Raw genomic sequence first — 17,495 nt, forward strand, 5'->3', positions numbered from 1 at the left:
GAATCCTCTACTTTCTATTAACCTAAATTGACAAAAACGCTCTTCGTTTCGGTATAGGCATCAATGACATTTTTGCCCATTTCACGTCCCCAGCCTGATTGTTTATAACCACCAAATGGCGACGCAGGATCCACCACATTCCAACAGTTAATCCATACAGAGCCGGCTTTAATGCGACTGGCAATGGTGTGCGCCTGAGTCAGATCATTAGTCCAAAGACCAGCCGCCAAACCAAAAGGCGTATCATTGGCGCGATGCACCAATTCATCCACATCCGACCAACTCATAACCGTGACCACAGGACCAAAAATTTCTTCTCGCGCCACACGAGCTTGCTCTTGTTTATCCAAAAAGACCGTTGGTGACATAAAGTAACCATCACCTAATTCACTTGGTTTACGACCACCACAAATCAGCTCAGCCCCTTCTGACACGGCACTGTCCACGTAACCTTTGACAACATCGAACTGTGCAGAGGAAACCAAAGGTCCCATAGTGGTTCGTTCGTCTAAACCCGGCCCAACCACATGAGCCGCCGCGTGTTTGCGTAATTCTTCAAGCGTTTGATCAAGCACACTTTCATGGACATACAGACGAGAGGCAGCGGTACACACTTGGCCTTGGTTATAAAAAATACCGTCGGCGGCACCCTTTGCTGCTTTGATAATGTCAGCATCAGGTAAGATGATATTGGGAGATTTGCCACCCAATTCGAGGGAGACTTTTTTCATATTACTGACCGCACCTTGCGCAATCAGACGCCCTACACCAGTCGAACCAGTAAAGGCAATTTTATCCACACCAGGGTGAGCCGCTAATGGCGCACCAGCCCCCTCACCAAAGCCCGTTAATACGTTCACCACACCACGGGGAATGCCGGCTTTTTCGATCAGATACGCCAAACGTAAAGCAGACAAAGGCGTTTGTTCCGCTGGTTTCAAAATAGAGGTACAGCCCGTTGCTAACGCTGGGCCTAATTTCCAGGCACACATAGAAAGCGGAAAATTCCATGGCACAATCAGTGCGCACACGCCCACAGGTTCTTTCACTGTGTAGTTGAGCATACGTTCGCCTGTACGCGGCGACACAGGAATAGTGCTGCCTTCAATTTTCGAAGGCCAGCCAGCAAAGTAACGAATAACGTTTGCCGTGACCACCACTTCGCCATTTTTCGCATTGCTATAGGGCTTGCCATTTTCTAGCGAGATAATTTGCCCGAGGTTTTCCGCGTCTTCTTCGATTAAATCTGCTAACCGCAACATCAATTTGGTGCGCTGAGCCGGAGACACACGCTGCCACTCTCCCTCTAACGCTTGGCGCGCCGCTTGAACCGCGTGATCCACATCCGCAGCAGTGGCTTTGGAAACACTGGCAATATTGTGTGTCGTCGCTGGATTCTCAACATTAAAATATTCACCTGCAGCAGGCGCAACCCACTCGCCGCCAATAAACAAACGTTTTTGTTCGGCAAGAAAGCCTTGTACTTCTGGAAACAGTTCCATGGTAGTCATGATCAACCTCACAAAGACATTTCAATTAAGCGTGGCGCTTTTGCATCACACGCCGCTTTAAATTCACGCATTAGCTCTGCGTTATTGGTGACACAAACGGAATCCACCCCATAAGCTTTTGACAAGGCTTGCCAATCCACTCTTGGTCTATCCAATTCCGTCAACGCCAAGGAGTTTTCACCAAATTCGGTCACGCCATAGCGACGTAATTCATTTTGGAGAATGTTGTATTTATGATTAGCGGCAATCAGAATCACCACAGGCAGATTCTCCCGCGCGATGCTCCACAAGGCTTGAATGGTGTACTGGGCACTGCCATCCGATTGCAAACAGACAACGGTATTACCCGGTTCAGCCAAGGCCGCACCGAAGCCCGCGGGAATACCTTGTCCAATGGCTCCACCAGTATTGGTTAACACGCGATGACGCGCCGCCAAGGCAGATTCGGTGAAAAATGGGTAACCACAGGTGCCGCCTTCAACCGACACAATGCAATTGTCCGGTAAGGCACTGGAAACTATTTTTCCGATAGATTGTGGGGTTAAAGCCTCATTTGCCGCAGGCAATTCAATGGTGCCTTCTAAATCTTTATGAGCTGGGGCATTAAGCAATTCCGCGAGGGCTTCCATAGCACCGGAGACATCATCACCCACATCCGCCAGCGTCACCAAACGATCCGTCTCTGCCAAACGCGAAGGCATCCCTTCATAACCAAAATAGGCAATCGGCTCAACCACTCCGGCACAAACCACTTCATCGTACTGCTCTAATTCAGCAATGGCTTTTTCAGGGAAGTAAGGCAAACGGTCAAGGTCTGGCAAACCACCCCCACGGTGAGAAATACGTGGAAAGGTTTCAGCAAACATTTTGATGCCTGGCAGCTGACCAATTCGGCCGGCAGCGGTTAGGCCTTTTTCGTCCAAACCGTTATCACCCACGATAAAGACCAGACGCTTACCGGCTTTAATACGCGCCGCGACGGCATCCACATAATCCGCTTTAAAATGGCGCTTCGGAGGCAGAATGGAAACCTTAGGCATGCCGCCCGTTAATGCTTTGGCTTGCAAATCCATCGGCAAGACAAGAGTTGAAATTGCCCCAGAAGGTTGCCAAGCCGCTCGCATGGCCGCAGCAAAATCTTCAACCATACGATCAACGGATTTAGAGGTACGGAAAAACGCAGAAACCGGGCGTGCTAGGGATTCAATGTCGCTCGCTAACGGTGGATCATAATTCACATGCCAAGATGCGTGATCACCCACCAAGTTAACAATCGGGCTGTTGGCACGACGCGCGTTATGCAAGTTGGCAATACCATTGGCAAAACCAGGGCCCAAATGGGTGAGCGTCAAGGCAGGACGGCCCGATACTCGACCATAACCATCCGCCGCGCCGGTACACACGCCTTCGAACATACTGAGAACAGGGCGAAATTTTGGCTCACTGTCCATTGCCGCCACAAACGGCATTTCCGTGGTTCCTGGATTTGCGAAACAGTACTCAACACCTGAGTCGACTGCCGCCTTAACAATTGCTTCTGCACCATTCATAGGAGAACCTCTTTATTTAACTTATTCTCACATTATGCGAAACAACAACATCGTGTCAACAAATAAAATACGCTTTATTTGATAAAAATAGTCAAATGTAAGATTTTTATAATATTTTTGTCCGGCATTTTTATTTTTCTATCATCATTCTCAAAATACGAAAAAGCATACATACAGCAAAAAAAACAGCGTAAGCAGATAAACCGCTTACGCTGCAAAAATGGGAGAGTTTTCCAGAACAGAAATGTCTAAAGCAAAAAACGACTATTTATTAATATGAACAACCTGTAGGGAGGTAAATTCAAGTAGTCCTTCTTCACCAAACTCCACCCCAAAGCCCGACATTTTACAACCGCCCATGGGAATATTCGGTTGGATTTTAGCGTGTGTATTGACGAAGGTCGTACCACACTCCAGACGAGATGCGATAGCCGTTGCCTCTGCCGTATCAGGTCCCCAAACCGAGCCATCTAAGCCCACATCCACGCCATTGGCCATCTCGACCACAGCATTCACATCGGAGAACTTGACGATAGGCAGTGCTGGACCAAACTGCTCCTCTTTCACCAGCAAAGCATCATTAGCAATATCAGCAACCAGCGTCGGCGGATAGAAATAACCAGCACCCTCAAGTGGCTGGCCGCCCGTTAATATGGTCGCCCCACCTTTACGGGCATCTTCCACATAATCCACAATAATTTGCAGTTGATCTTTATTTTGCACCGGACCAAAATTCACACCTTCGTCCATACCATTACCAACCACTTGTTCATTGGCAATGGCAACCAGAGCGGCACACATATCATCATAGATAGACTCGTGCACATAAAGACGCTTGATCGCCCCACAGGTTTGCCCCATGTTCAAGAACGCCGCCGCAAAAATATCGGGAGCCACTTTCGCTACGTCCGTGCCCTTTAATACAATTGCCGCGTCATTACCGCCTAACTCAAGGGTCAGACGCTTCAAATTATCGGCCGCATTGCGCATCACCGACTGGCCCGTTTCTGTGGACCCTGTGAAAACAACTTTATTAATCTGTGGGTGGGAGGTAATACCACTACCAATACCTCGCTCACCCGTGATGATATTGATCACCCCTTTTGGCAAATGATTATTGATAATTTCCACCAATTTAATGGTGCTAAGAGGTGTTAAGCCAGACGGCTTGTTGACCACTGTATTACCGGCCCTTATAGCAGGAATGATGTGCCAAATGGCAATCATTAAAGGCCAGTTCCAAGGCGTAATAGAAGCCACCACACCAAGGGGTTTACGGTGTATCTCAATACGTTTAGTGTCGGTCTCTTCCGCCACTTCCACAGGAATATCTTGAGCAGCGGCATAGCGTAACCAAGCGACCCCCGCCTCGACCTCACCCATAGCAAGCGGTAACGGCTTACCTTGCTCAGCAACAATTAACTCAGCGACTTCGCGGGCACGCTCTTCTAATTCGTCACCCGCTTTGTTTAAAGCGCTTTTACGCTCTTCATGACTGGACACAGACCAGCTTTTAAAGGCGGCTTGTGCTGCTTGGACGGCTTCCTCTAATTGGGATTTATCCCCATTTGCACAGGTTGCCACAACATCCAGTGTGGCGGGGTTGATAACATTGAACGGGGCGTTATTCCCTTCTACCCATTCCCCATTGATCAGAAATTTAAAATGACGACTCATTGCTTACCTCCATCTAGTTGTCATGCCTAGCTCTGTACTAAGGAATGGCATGGACAATAGATTAACCAAACAGTGTCATTAGCGTATTGAAATCACCCTAAGTGATTTCGCCAAAACACCACCCCAAAAACACAATGTAAGATTTATTGCACACAAAAAAGCCAATGTAAACGATATTTTTAAATTTTTTCTCAAATAAAGGGAATCACCTTTAATTGATAAGACTCTAAGACATGCGTTTACCTTCATTGTTCTTAATATGAGAATAGAGGCGTTTTTTCGCCATAAATTAAGTATCATACTAACAACAGGAAAAAGCGCAGAAGTCTCACTATATAAAAAAACAAAATAAAAAAAAGATATCTAAGCCGTTTTCTGCAAACACTTGGTTAAATAGTGCTTTCAAACCTATAATCTATACATCTATCGATAACTAAGGGGTTTATGTGTCCAGTCTCAATAAAATGTTAAACGTCCTCAATATTTTTGGGCCAGGCTCTCTCATCATCAATGTGGACGACATTGCGAAAAAACTCTCTCTTTCCCGAGCAACCGCCTATCGCTATGTACGAGAGCTGTGTGATGCCGGCTTATTAACTCGTATTGATACAAGCTATACCCTTGGGCCAAGAATCATCGAACTGGATTGGATGATGCGCCAGCATGATCCACTCATCTCCCATGGGCGCGAAGTAATGGCCGACCTATCGAAAAATACCGGACTCACTGTCTATATGAGCGTGTTTTACGATGGTCACATCATCAACACTCATATCGAATCCGATATTAAAAAGTATGGTTTCACTTTTGGTCGAGGGCGCCCTTTGCCGATTTTTAAAGGCGCCCAATCTAAGGTGCTAGTGGCGTTCCAAAAACCTAATCGTCTAAAAAAAATCTATGATGAACAGATTGAGCCAAGTGACGACTACAACCTCACTTGGAAAGAGTTTAATTCGGAAACCAAAAAAATCCGTAAAGACGGTTTTTGCGTGACTCATGATGAGCTTAACCTTGGTCTAACAGGGATTGCCGCCCCCATTCATAATCTTGAAAACGATGATATTATCGGCAGCATCGCCTTTGTGGGCACCACCAGTGCATTCGAATTATTTCGCTTTGAAGCGGTGGTTGAGCGCCTTCAACAGGCCACAGCCCGCATCGAAAAAGGCGCCCACCTAGACAACGAACAAGAGGCCGATAACCCCTAAAAACGCTAAAAAAGCGAGCCCACATAAAAAGCAGAGCCCGACACAAGTCACTCTGCTTTTTATGTTATGGCACCAACGACTCTCCTTACGATCTCAACGTGTTCCCTCCTCCCTCATCGAGAAAAATCGCATAGCTTCACCCCGAAAATTCACACCGCTCTCTTTTTTGACACTTCGCTGAACACTTTTTGCGCATCATAAACGTGCGCCCCGTCCTTTTTAGGCCAAGGATTGTAAAGACATCTTTGCAAGCCTTTTTGACAGCAACAGAAAAAAGCCAATCAAAATCACCACTTAACAATAAAAGAGAAAATGGCACAAATAATGCTTAATCTCACATTATGAAAATAACTATATTATTTTTGGTTAAATTGGTTTAAAAATAGTCAAAAAACACAATATCAGAGAAAGAGGAACAAGATGAAAATTAAAAACATAGTCACCACATCACTCGCATTAACCCTGCTCCCACTCACAACAACCAGTTATGCTGATACCTCACCAATCAAAATAGGCGGGCTTGCCACGCTTTCTGGCGCCATGACCTTACCGGAAGCGCCAGCCGCCGCTCAAGCGGTCTTTGATCGCGTCAACAAAGAAGGCGGTATTCAAGGGCGAAAAATTGAATACCTACTGCAAGATGATAAAGGAGATGCGGGAGTGACGGCTCAAGCAGCTCGTGAACTGGTTGATTCTGATGGGGTTTTAGCCTTTGCGGGATCGGCCAGTCTGCAAGACTGTACCGTCAATGCCAGACTGTATGATCGCCGTGGTATCTTATCTTTACCAGGCGTTGCAGGCGAGTTCAGTTGTTATAAGAAAAAAGCCTTTGGCCCCGTCAGCGTAGGCCCAGCCAGAGGAACACTCGCAGCCCTGTACTTCACATCAGAAATCCTCAAAAAGAAAAATGTCTGCGCTTTCTTAATGGGCATTCCTTCACACGCAGCGGGAAATAAGTGGGCCGTCGCACAATATGAGAAGATGACAGGCAAAAAGCTCAAACTGCTAGACACGACCGTTCTCCCTAATGACGATATGACCCCCCATGTATTGGATGCTCGTTCGGCCAACTGCAACGCTATTGTCTTTTCTGGCGCAGAACAGATGGACCTTGCTTGGTTAAAAGCGATGGAGATGCAGAACCTCACCAAGATTACCACGGTTTTCCTAACCCCCGCCTACACATCAGGCTTTGCTAAAGCCGCAAAGGACTACCCGGGTAAGGTATATGCAAACTCAGAATACGAACCCTTCATGAGTAACAACCATGCCTTAGACGACTGGCGAAATCTCATGAACAAAGCCCATGTGCCACTCTCGTCTTTTGCACAGGGAGGGTATATCTCTGCCACCTTATTAGTCCAAGCCATGAAACAAATAAAAGGACCCATTACGCGTCAAAGCATCACTGCACAATTACGCAGTAGCACCGGAGCGAAAGCACTCACGAATCCATTAATGGGGACACCTTTGGATATGGCTAAGACGGCGGATCATCTGTCCAAATCCGCTACAAAATTCTTAGAGCTCAACAAAGGGCACTGGGATGTCGTCACCCCAAACTTTATTCGTATTGATACAAAATAACGCTATCCATAATGTCTTTTTAGAATAGGACTCTGCTTATGTTAGATACGATTGCATCAGGTCTCGTTATTGGTGCCGCCTATGCTTCTCTAGGACTCTGTATCACTCTACTTTCTCGCATGGGAGGCGTGGTCAACTTTGCCCAAACCACCATTGGCTTATTTGGTAGTTACAGCTTCTTAGTACTCAGTGATATCAAAACGCCACTGTGGTTAGCCGCCATCATCGGGATCATTATTAGCAGCCTAGTGGGTGCTTTTTCCGGGCTGATTATGGCCCGCTGGTTCAATGACAGTGATATTGGCACACGCTCTTCTGTGGCAATTGCTCTGATGGTGGGCTTTTTATCCCTAGGGACACGCTTGTTTGGGGACAGCCCCAGACAAGCACCCGCATTGTTTGAGCAACTCGGTATCACACTGGGGAATGTTAATTTAGATGGTGGGTTGGTTACCTCCTTGTTGCTGTCGATCATATTGGCGGCCAGTTTAGATCGATTTATCAACAAAACCCATATTGGTATTCGCTTACAAGCCTTTGCCGCTAAACCAACCACGGCTGAGTTAATTGGTATTCCCTCAAAAAAACTGACGATTCTCATCTGGAGCATTGCTGGTGGCATGTCGGCCTTGGCCATGCTCATCATTATTACCTCGTCAGCACGTAATGCCAATTATGCGTCTTTAAGCTTGCTGATCATCCCCGCTCTGTGCACTGCGCTAATTGGGGCGTTTCATCATTTTTATTGGACACTCATTGGTGGCTTAGTACTGGGCATATTAGAGGCCTTTATTCTGTCTAACTCGTTGATGGCGGCTTATGCTCAAACCATCTACCTGCCAGTGATCTTAATCATTCTTCTTTGGACAAAACGTAAGGATAAATGGGATGGTCAACGTGCTTAAAAAATACGCTTTAGGGGGCGATTGCGCCTTGCTCTTACTTGCGATCGCGAGTATTTGGTTATCGCCCTACTACACATTTCTGTTTACTTCCGTATTACTGACCGCCATTACCTGTTTAAGTATCGGGATTAGCACAGAACGTGCGGGAATCATTTCCCTGTGTCAGGTGGGCTTAAGTGGTGTCGGGGCTTGGGTGGCAATGTGGCTTGGTTTTCACTTTCCGAACATGCCCATTTTATTGATTTTGCTGTTAAGTGGCCTAAGCGCAGCAACCCTTGGTCTGTTATTAATTGTGCCAACACTTAGAGTAAGGGGCATTAACCTTGCCATCATCACCCTCTCATTTGCCTTGGCGATTTACATCGTTCTGACTCGGGTAGAGCTTCCTGGCATGATGGAAGGTTATAGCTTTGATCGGCCAGACTGGCTGTACGATGAAAAGCCCTATTTGCTCTTTGTGATTGCCATCACCTTTGTCATTAGTCGCGGGATTGTGTGGATTGAGCAACAACCCACTGGTGCCTCTTGGTTTGCCGTGCGTTATAGCGAACGAGCCGCCGCCTCCTTAGGTATTAATGTCTCGATTAGCAAGGTGATGGCTTTTGTATCAGGTGCCTTTATTGCGGGCATTTCTGGTTCATTACTCTTGATGCAACTGGGCAACATTACCTCACAAAACTTTGAGCCCTATGCATCACTCATCATCTTTGCGCTGGCAATTTTAGCAAAATCGCGCTTTCTTTCCGGCGCCTTGTTTGCAGGCGTATTAACTTGGTTTACCCCTCAGATCTTAAGCCTAGTCGGACTAGGGGAATGGAAAGACATTGCTGATCTGATGTTTGCGTGTGGAGCAATTTTTGCCCTCAGCCAAAATGCCAAGAACAAGGTCCCCTCGGCCAAAAATGCTCCTTCAGAGACGAAAAACAACAAAGCAGAAGCAAAACACCCAAAAGTGGATACAACCACGCGTATGCCATCTTTCCACTATGCTTCAATGTCACTGAAAAACGTCAGCTTGTCTTACGGTGCCGTCAAAGCCTTAAATAATGTCAGCTTTACATTGGCTCCGGGCAAAGTCACCGGACTCATTGGCCCTAATGGAGCAGGGAAATCTTCACTTGTTGATGTGATTAGTGGCTTTTGCCCGACGATGAGCGGTGAGATAACTCTTGAACAAGACAAATTAGACACCCAACCCGCGTTTAAACGCGCCAATATGGGGCTGCGCCGTACCTTCCAACAGGGTCGTGCTGTACCAGAATTGACCATCAAGCAATACATCCACCTTGCTTCTGGAAGACAATTCCAAGAGCACCGTTTACCAACACTGCTCAATCAACTCGCCTGTCCCCACCAAAACACCCTGATTGCACACATTGATGTCGGGACGCGACGCTTAGTGGAAATTGCTGGAGCCCTCATGTCTAAGCCTAAAGTCTTGCTATTAGACGAACCGGCTGCGGGAATGAGCTCGGTAGAATCGGAACACCTTGGTAACTTAATCCGTCAAATCCCTGCGTTATTTGGCTGCACGGTGCTGTTGATAGAGCACGATATGAGCCTAATCCGTCACGTCTGTAGCGATTTGATTGTCTTGGAATATGGTGAAGTCTTAGCCGCAGGGCCTGTTGAGGAAACGTTAAATGATCCGTCTGTTGTCGAAGCCTACTTAGGAGCAGCCTAATGAAAGGGATCCAATTACAAAACCTTCATATTCAACGCAGTGGCGCGTTAATCATCCGCGACCTTTCTCTCGATATTCCATGCGGCGAAATCACGGTGCTTCTGGGCCCGAATGGAGCAGGTAAAAGCACATTATTAGATGCCATTAGCCATGTTATTCCTACTCAACAAGGTTCCATTCATCTGCATGGTAACGCCATCGACCAATTAGGAAGATTAGAACGCGTTCGGGCTGGTTTGAGCTATGTGGAGCAAGGCCGCCAGATATTTTCTCACTTAAGTGTCGAACAGAATATTCGCGCGGCCTGTGACAATAAAGAACAAGCCGATCAGGGCATGGCACGCACATTAGAGCTTTTCCCTGAATTAGCAAAGCGTCTTAACACCGCTGCCGGAATGTTATCAGGGGGTGAACAGCAAATGATCGTGTTAGCTCGTTCCATCATTAAATCCCCCGATGTCATGTTAATTGATGAGCTGTCTCTAGGACTCGCCCCCATTGTGGTCAGTCGCTTCTTACCCATTTTAAAAGAGCTGAAACAAAGTGGCATGGCCATTTTATTGGTGGAACAGTTTGCCAATGCCGCATTAGAAGTGGGAGATCGAGCCGCGGTGCTAGTACATGGTGAATGCGTATTAAATGAGACCTGCGAAGCGTTAAGAGGTGATCATACCAGATTGCATAACGCTTATATGGGAATGCACTGATCTAACAGAAAGGGTCTAACAGAACACAACTCGCAGACCAAACCAACCATGAGGGGACAGAAAATGCTCAACGAATATGACTATATTGTCGTCGGTGCGGGCTCAGCAGGCTGTGTTGTCGCCGCTCAACTCGTCCATGCGAATGCGGGAAAAGTCTTGCTACTCGAAGCCGGTGAAAAAAACGATGGCATGCTGTTTGTAATGCCAGCGGGGGCCTTAAAAATCTTTCAAACCGCATCATGGCCTTACACCACACTCCCTATAAAAAATGCTAATAATAGAGAAATGCTGATCGCTCAAGGAAAAGGGCTGGGCGGCGGCAGTGCGGTCAATGGCATGATCTATATGCGCGGACAAAAAGAAGATTATGATGCCTGGGCAAGCCAGTGGGGGTGCGATCAGTGGTCCTATGAGAAGGTCTTGCCGTTTTATAAAAAAGCCGAAAATAATGAAAGCTTAGCTGATCAGTACCATGGAAACGACGGTTTGTTCCGCATCAGCGATAATCGTTATCGTCACCCGCTTACCATGGCATTTGTTCGTGCTGGACAAGAATTAGGCTTGCCATATATCACTGATTTTAACGGCGCGACCCAAGAAGGCATTGGTCTATACCAACTCGCCAGTTTCAATGGCACCCGTGGTAGCACCTCTCGTACTTATTTAGCCTCTGTCAAAAATAGTCCTAATATCGAGGTTATCACTCAAGCCACGGTGCATAAAATCCTTATCGAAGATAACCAAGCGAAAGGTGTGGTCGTCAGTATTGCCGGAGCCGAACCCATTGAGGTGCGCAGCCGAAAGGAGGTTATCTTAAGTTCTGGCACCTTTGGCAACCCTAAAATATTGATGTTGTCAGGCATTGGTCCCAAAGAGCATCTTGAGTCATTAAATATCCCGGTAAAAGCCGACCTCCCCGTTGGCAAAAATTTTCACGACCATTTGCACTTATCCATCAACGCTTCCATAAAAGGTAACAACAGTCTATATGGAGAAGATAAAGGCCTAAAATCACTGAAACATGCTTTAGAGTGGCTCATTTTAAAAAAAGGGTTACTGACGTCTAACGTATTAGAAGGGGCTGGCGTTGTCGATACCTGCGGACAAGGTCGGCCCGATATTCAGATGCACTTTCTCCCTGTATTGGATAATTTTGATAATACCCCAGGTGAAAAATCCGCTGCAGAACAGCATGGCATCACAATAAAAGTGGGCTATTTACAACCAAAATCTCGCGGCGAGGTCAGACTAAAGAGTAGCAATCCAAACGATATGGTTGAGATCGACACCAACTTTCTGGATCATCGAGAAGATGTGGACGCTCACATCAGGGCCGTACAATTAGGCCTAAAAATGTTTGCAACACCAGCCTTAAAATCACTGATCAAAGAGATCATCGTACCTGAGAACATCAACCCGGAAGATACCCAAGCCATAGAGGACTTTATACGCAGGGATATCAAAACCGTTTATCACCCAGGAGGTACCTGTTGCATGGGCAACAACCCGACAAACAGTGTCACGGATCAAGACCTAAAGGTCCATGGTATTCAACATTTACGCGTGATTGATCTTTCCATTTGTCCTCAAATCCCTAGCGGTAATACCAATGCAGTCGCCGTCATGATCGGTGAGAAAGGCACACAATCCATTCTAAATGATCTGGCCTAAGTCCTTTAAACAAAAAAACCACGAGGCTGATGCATCGTGGTTTTTTGATTTCTTTTTTTGATTTCCTAGAGAATAGCGAAGATTAAATGTATTCGACTTTCTCGATCTCATACACCGCTTCACCACTTGGGATTTTGACAGTGACTTCGTCACCCTCTTCTTTCCCAATAATGGCTTTTGCGATCGGAGACGCATAAGAAATTTTCTTCAATTTCACGTCTGCCTCATCGTCACCCACAATTTGATAGGTAACAGTGTCTTCGGTATCTACATTGAACAAGGTCACCGTCGTGCCAAAAACCACTTTCCCCGTGGCTGGCATCGCTTTGACATCAATCACTTGTGAGTCCGCTAATTTCCCTTCGATCTCTTTAATACGACCTTCTGTAAAGCCTTGTTCTTCACGCGCCGCGTGATATTCTGCATTTTCTTTTAAATCGCCATGTTCACGTGCTTCTGCAATATCAGCAATCACGCGAGGACGAACTACGGATTTAAGGTGGTTAAGCTCTTGGCGGAGACGAGCCTCTCCTTCCACCGTCATTGGTACTTTTTTCATTATTTCCCCAAGTGCAAATCTTGCAATCTTCTAACTTTGGTTTCACCTTTCAAGCTGATCGCCATACTTGTCGCTTCAGCACCGGCCAATGTCGTAGTGTAACAAACCTTGCGCAGTAATGCTGTACGGCGAATCACAGAAGAGTCGGCAATGGCTTGCGTTCCGGCAGTGGTATTAATGATGTAGTCAATTTCACCGTTTTTCAGCATATCAACAATATGCGGACGACCCTCGTTGACCTTATTGACTTTATCAACGGGCACACCATGGGCCGTTAAGTGTTTCGCCGTCCCTTCTGTTGCCACTAAATTAAAGCCTTGCTCAAGCAAACGACGCGCCACCTCCACGGCCCCATCTTTGTCCATATCACGGACACTGATAAAGGCACGACCAGACGTCGGTAACACCGTACCACCGCCTAATGCCGCTTTACCGAAGGCTTCGGCGAAGGTATCACCCACGCCCATCACTTCACCCGTTGACTTCATTTCAGGTCCAAGAATCGGATCGACACCCTGGAACTTATTGAATGGGAAAACGGCTTCTTTCACACTGTAGTAGGCGGGAATGATTTCTTCAGTAAAACCAAGCTCTGCTAGTGTCTTACCGGCCATAACCAAAGCGGCCACTTGTGCTAAAGAACGACCGATACACTTAGAAACGAAAGGCACGGTACGTGAGGCACGAGGGTTCACTTCGATTACATAAATTTCGCCATCTTGAACCGCAAGCTGCGTGTTCATCAAACCAACCACACCCAACTCAAGGGCCATGTTTTTGATCATTTCACGGATTTGATCTTGAACATCGCTAGACAGTGAGTAAGGTGGCAAAGAGCAGGCAGAGTCACCAGAGTGGACGCCAGCTTGCTCAATGTGCTGCATAATGCCGCCGATCACCACTTGATGACCATCACAGATACAGTCGATATCGATCTCAATGGCCGCATTCAAGAAGTGATCCAGTAACACAGGGCTGTCGTTGGAGACTTTTACCGCACTGGTCATGTAGCGCATCAGTTCTTTTTCGTTGTAGACGATTTCCATCGCACGACCACCTAGTACATAAGATGGACGGACCACAAGTGGGTAACCGATGTCAGCTGCTTTTGCCGCCGCCTGTTCAACACTGCGCACTGTCGCATTATGAGGCTGTTTGTAACCTAGGCGCTGAATCATGCTTTGGAAACGCTCACGGTCTTCGGCACGGTCAATCGACTCAGGTGTCGTACCGATGATCGGCACCCCTTCGTTCTGCAGCGCGCGGGCAATTTTCAGTGGCGTTTGTCCACCAAACTGCACAATCACCCCTGTGGGTTTTTCCGTGCGGACAATTTCTAGCACATCTTCTAGCGTGACTGGCTCGAAATACAAACGATCGGAGGTATCATAATCCGTCGATACTGTTTCTGGGTTACAGTTCACCATGATGGTTTCGTAACCGTCTTCACGTAATCCTAGTGCCGCGTGAACACAGCAGTAGTCAAACTCAATACCTTGGCCGATACGATTTGGACCGCCCCCTAGGATAATCACTTTTTCACGATCAGTCGGGGCCGCTTCACACTCGTCTTCATAAGTGGAGTACATGTACGCGGTATTGGTCGCAAATTCTGCCGCACAAGTGTCCACACGTTTGTAGACGGGGTGCACCTTCATCAAATAACGACGCTCACGCATGGACTTTTCTGTCACACTTAATAAGCTTGCAAGACGTGCATCAGAGAAGCCCTTGCGTTTTAGACGACGCAACACATCGTAGGTCATGTCGGCCAGACCTTTGTCTGCCAAGGCCACTTCTTCTTTGATCAAATCTTCAATTTGTACCAAGAACCAAGGGTCGATACCTGTGACTTGATAAACATCGTCAACAGACATGCCTGAACGGAACGCATCACCAATGTACCAAATACGGTCAGAGCCGGGTGATTGCAGTTCAAACGCCAATTTTTCTTTACTGTTTTCTTCACTGAAATCCAGCTGGGGATTAAACCCATCCGAGCCAGTTTCTAGGCCACGTAATGCTTTTTGTAGTGACTCTTGGAAGTTACGGCCAATCGCCATCACTTCACCGACTGACTTCATTTGCGTCGTCAGGCGGTCATTCGCTTGCGGGAATTTCTCGAACGTGAAACGCGGAATTTTCGTTACAACGTAGTCAATCGCAGGCTCGAAGCTGGCTGGTGTTTGCCCACCTGTGATGTCGTTTTTCAATTCATCCAAGGTGTAGCCGATGGCTAATTTCGCCGCGATTTTTGCAATAGGGAAACCCGTTGCTTTTGACGCCAAAGCAGAAGAGCGCGACACACGAGGGTTCATTTCGATGACCACCAAGCGGCCTGTCTTCGGATCCATGCCAAACTGAACGTTGGAACCACCAGTTTCAACACCGATTTCACGTAATACGGCCAACGAGGCATTACGCATGATTTGGTATTCTTTGTCGGTCAGGGTTTGCGCTGGGGCGACGGTGATTGAGTCACCTGTGTGTACCCCCATGGCGTCGAAGTTTTCGATGGCACAAACGATGATACAGTTGTCGTTCTTATCACGAACCACTTCCATTTCGTACTCTTTCCAACCGATCAAAGATTCATCGATCAGCAGTTCATTGGTTGGGGATAGATCCAAACCACGAGTACAGATTTCGTCGAACTCTTCCATGTTATAAGCGATACCACCACCGCTTCCGCCCATGGTGAAAGAAGGACGGATAATACAAGGGAAGCCCACTTCCGCTTGCACTTTCAGGGCTTCTTCCATGTTGTGTGCAATGCCAGCACGAGGACATTCCAAACCAATCGCTTTCATTGCCTCGTCAAAACGGTGACGATCTTCGGCTTTGTCGATGGCATCCGCTGTGGCACCGATCATTTCGCAGTTGTATTTTTCTAATACACCGTGGCGTTCAAGATCCAGCGCACAGTTCAGAGCGGTTTGCCCACCCATAGTTGGTAACACCGCATCTGGGCGCTCTTTCTCAATAATCTTCTCAACAGTTTGCCACTCAATCGGCTCAATGTAAGTGGCATCGGCCATGACAGGGTCGGTCATGATGGTCGCTGGGTTAGAGTTCACCAGAATAACGCGGAAGCCTTCTTCACGAAGTGCTTTACACGCTTGAGCACCGGAGTAGTCAAATTCACAGGCTTGACCGATGACAATAGGGCCTGCACCTAAAATTAAGACGCTTTTTATGTCAGTACGCTTTGGCATAGTATTCGTTCCTGCTCAGGCTTTGGTGGCTTTGATGTTTTCGATAAACTGATCGAACAGTGGCGCAACGTCGTGTGGCCCTGGGCTCGCTTCTGGGTGACCTTGGAAGCTAAACGCCTTTTTATCTGTTCGCGCAATACCTTGCAAAGAACCGTCGAACAAGGATTTGTGAGTCGCTTCAAGATTCGCAGGCAGCGTGTCTTCGTCCACCGCAAAACCGTGGTTTTGGCTGGTAATCATCACAGTGCCTTTTTTGATGTCTTGAACTGGGTGGTTAGCCCCATGGTGACCGAACTTCATTTTCTTAGTAGTTGCACCGCTAGCAAGGGCCAACAACTGGTGTCCAAGACAGATACCAAACACAGGAATGTCAGTCTCCAAGATGTCTTTGATAGCTTGGATCGCGTAATCACATGGTTCTGGATCACCCGGACCATTGGAAAGGAAAACCCCATCTGGATTAAGCGCAAGTACATCACTTGCTGGCGTTTTCGCTGGCACAACCGTCAAACGGCAGCCACGTTCGACCAACATACGCAAAATGTTTGTCTTCACGCCAAAATCATAAGCAACAACATGGAAGTCAAAAGACGCTGGAATGGTGTGACCGTTTACCAGATCCCAAGTAGACTCTGTCCACTGGTAAGAGACTTCTGAGGTCACCTCTTTCGCAAGGTCCATACCTTTTAGGCCAGGGAAAGCTCGCGCAGCAGCAATCGCCGCCTCTTCATCAAGATCATCACCTGCCATGATACAGCCCGCTTGCGCACCTTTTTCTCGCAAAATACGCGTGAGTTTACGTGTATCAATGTCGGCGATGCCGACTACCCCTTTGCGTTTTAGGTAAACATCTAAGTCTTCCTCTTTACGCCAACTGCTTGCCAGTAATGGTAAGTCACGGATAATTAACCCCTCACACCATACTTGTTTGGATTCTTCGTCTTCAGAGTTAACGCCAGTGTTGCCAATGTGGGGATAGGTCAGAGTGACCATTTGTCGAGCATAGGAAGGATCAGTAAGAATTTCTTGATAACCAGTCATCGAAGTGTTAAATACTACTTCGGCGGTTGAGGAGCCATCTGCTCCGATCGACACCCCTTTAAAAATTGTGCCATCTTCCAGAGCCAGAATCGCTGATGTTGCCAAAGGAACCTCCCATTTAGAGCCTATCAGGTTGCAAAAAAGCGAGATAAACCGGCGGCTCATCTCGCTTTTAAGAAA

12 protein-coding genes are annotated in these 17,495 nt (G+C 47.2%); 6 read left to right on the top strand and 6 right to left on the bottom strand.

Annotated features, from left to right (window positions below; all coding sequences use genetic code 11):
* Nucleotides 1-17: 17 nt before the first annotated feature.
* The 3 genes from AC0VYG_RS21010 to AC0VYG_RS21020 all read right to left on the bottom strand — a co-directional run bounded on the left by AC0VYG_RS21010 (nucleotide 18) and on the right by AC0VYG_RS21020 (nucleotide 4,738).
* A complete protein-coding gene (locus AC0VYG_RS21010; RefSeq protein WP_475429831.1) occupies nucleotides 18-1,511 on the bottom strand; it encodes an aldehyde dehydrogenase family protein in 1,494 nt (497 codons plus the stop codon).
* 8 nt (nucleotides 1,512-1,519) lie between these two features.
* Nucleotides 1,520-3,061 carry an acetolactate synthase large subunit gene (locus tag AC0VYG_RS21015; RefSeq protein WP_475429832.1) on the bottom strand — a complete coding sequence of 514 codons (1,542 nt, stop codon included), beginning with the start codon at nucleotides 3,059-3,061 and terminating at the stop codon, nucleotides 1,520-1,522.
* Between the two features lie 264 nt (nucleotides 3,062-3,325).
* On the bottom strand, nucleotides 3,326-4,738 hold the full coding sequence (locus AC0VYG_RS21020; protein ID WP_475429833.1) for an aldehyde dehydrogenase family protein: 1,413 nt from the start codon (nucleotides 4,736-4,738) through the stop codon (nucleotides 3,326-3,328).
* 446 nt (nucleotides 4,739-5,184) lie between these two features.
* Between AC0VYG_RS21020 and AC0VYG_RS21025 the strand changes: the two genes are divergently transcribed.
* The 6 genes from AC0VYG_RS21025 (at nucleotide 5,185) to AC0VYG_RS21050 (ending at nucleotide 12,500) form a co-directional block, all read left to right on the top strand.
* Nucleotides 5,185-5,946 carry an IclR family transcriptional regulator gene (locus AC0VYG_RS21025; RefSeq protein WP_475429834.1) on the top strand — a complete coding sequence of 254 codons (762 nt, stop codon included), beginning with the start codon at nucleotides 5,185-5,187 and terminating at the stop codon, nucleotides 5,944-5,946.
* 420 nt (nucleotides 5,947-6,366) lie between these two features.
* Nucleotides 6,367-7,533 carry an ABC transporter substrate-binding protein gene (locus AC0VYG_RS21030; protein WP_475429835.1) on the top strand — a complete coding sequence of 389 codons (1,167 nt, stop codon included), beginning with the start codon at nucleotides 6,367-6,369 and terminating at the stop codon, nucleotides 7,531-7,533.
* 38 nt (nucleotides 7,534-7,571) lie between these two features.
* The gene (locus AC0VYG_RS21035) at nucleotides 7,572-8,438 is read left to right on the top strand and encodes a branched-chain amino acid ABC transporter permease (RefSeq protein WP_475429836.1); all 867 of its coding nucleotides are present in this window, start codon (nucleotides 7,572-7,574) and stop codon (nucleotides 8,436-8,438) included.
* On the top strand, nucleotides 8,422-10,122 hold the full coding sequence (locus tag AC0VYG_RS21040; RefSeq protein ID WP_475429837.1) for a branched-chain amino acid ABC transporter ATP-binding protein/permease: 1,701 nt from the start codon (nucleotides 8,422-8,424) through the stop codon (nucleotides 10,120-10,122). Before AC0VYG_RS21035 ends, AC0VYG_RS21040 begins: the two co-directional genes overlap by 17 nt.
* Nucleotides 10,122-10,829, top strand: a complete 708-nt coding sequence (locus AC0VYG_RS21045; RefSeq protein ID WP_475429838.1) for an ABC transporter ATP-binding protein — start codon at nucleotides 10,122-10,124, stop codon at nucleotides 10,827-10,829. Before AC0VYG_RS21040 ends, AC0VYG_RS21045 begins: the two co-directional genes overlap by 1 nt.
* Nucleotides 10,830-10,892: 63 nt before the next feature.
* A complete protein-coding gene (locus tag AC0VYG_RS21050) occupies nucleotides 10,893-12,500 on the top strand; it encodes a GMC family oxidoreductase (RefSeq protein WP_475429839.1) in 1,608 nt (535 codons plus the stop codon).
* 82 nt (nucleotides 12,501-12,582) lie between these two features.
* Here the strand turns inward: AC0VYG_RS21050 and greA are convergent, their stop codons facing one another.
* From greA to carA, 3 genes are read right to left on the bottom strand one after another with little or no spacing between them, the layout of a single operon-like run.
* Nucleotides 12,583-13,059 carry a transcription elongation factor GreA gene (gene greA, locus AC0VYG_RS21055; RefSeq protein WP_175365329.1) on the bottom strand — a complete coding sequence of 159 codons (477 nt, stop codon included), beginning with the start codon at nucleotides 13,057-13,059 and terminating at the stop codon, nucleotides 12,583-12,585.
* A complete protein-coding gene (carB, locus tag AC0VYG_RS21060) occupies nucleotides 13,059-16,274 on the bottom strand; it encodes a carbamoyl-phosphate synthase large subunit (RefSeq protein ID WP_475429840.1) in 3,216 nt (1,071 codons plus the stop codon). The genes greA and carB overlap by 1 nt, the downstream gene beginning before the upstream one ends.
* Before the next feature lie 15 nt (nucleotides 16,275-16,289).
* Nucleotides 16,290-17,420, bottom strand: a complete 1,131-nt coding sequence (gene carA, locus AC0VYG_RS21065; RefSeq protein ID WP_475429841.1) for a glutamine-hydrolyzing carbamoyl-phosphate synthase small subunit — start codon at nucleotides 17,418-17,420, stop codon at nucleotides 16,290-16,292.
* Nucleotides 17,421-17,495 lie beyond the last annotated feature (75 nt).

The sequence above is a fragment of the Marinomonas sp. 63XJN7_7_ISO-PGPR-S23-202 genome, assembly GCF_056173505.1.

What these genes read in the sequence shown, in the direction of transcription:
- AC0VYG_RS21010 (WP_475429831.1), bottom strand. Translation starts at nt 1,511, where the DNA reads ATGACTACCATGGAACTGTTTCCAGAAGTACAAGGCTTTCTTGCCGAA.
- AC0VYG_RS21015 (WP_475429832.1), bottom strand. Translation starts at nt 3,061, where the DNA reads ATGAATGGTGCAGAAGCAATTGTTAAGGCGGCAGTCGACTCAGGTGTT.
- AC0VYG_RS21020 (WP_475429833.1), bottom strand. Translation starts at nt 4,738, where the DNA reads ATGAGTCGTCATTTTAAATTTCTGATCAATGGGGAATGGGTAGAAGGG.
- AC0VYG_RS21030 (WP_475429835.1), top strand. Translation starts at nt 6,367, where the DNA reads ATGAAAATTAAAAACATAGTCACCACATCACTCGCATTAACCCTGCTC.
- AC0VYG_RS21035 (WP_475429836.1), top strand. Translation starts at nt 7,572, where the DNA reads ATGTTAGATACGATTGCATCAGGTCTCGTTATTGGTGCCGCCTATGCT.
- AC0VYG_RS21040 (WP_475429837.1), top strand. Translation starts at nt 8,422, where the DNA reads ATGGTCAACGTGCTTAAAAAATACGCTTTAGGGGGCGATTGCGCCTTG.
- AC0VYG_RS21045 (WP_475429838.1), top strand. Translation starts at nt 10,122, where the DNA reads ATGAAAGGGATCCAATTACAAAACCTTCATATTCAACGCAGTGGCGCG.
- AC0VYG_RS21050 (WP_475429839.1), top strand. Translation starts at nt 10,893, where the DNA reads ATGCTCAACGAATATGACTATATTGTCGTCGGTGCGGGCTCAGCAGGC.
- greA (WP_175365329.1), bottom strand. Translation starts at nt 13,059, where the DNA reads ATGAAAAAAGTACCAATGACGGTGGAAGGAGAGGCTCGTCTCCGCCAA.
- carB (WP_475429840.1), bottom strand. Translation starts at nt 16,274, where the DNA reads ATGCCAAAGCGTACTGACATAAAAAGCGTCTTAATTTTAGGTGCAGGC.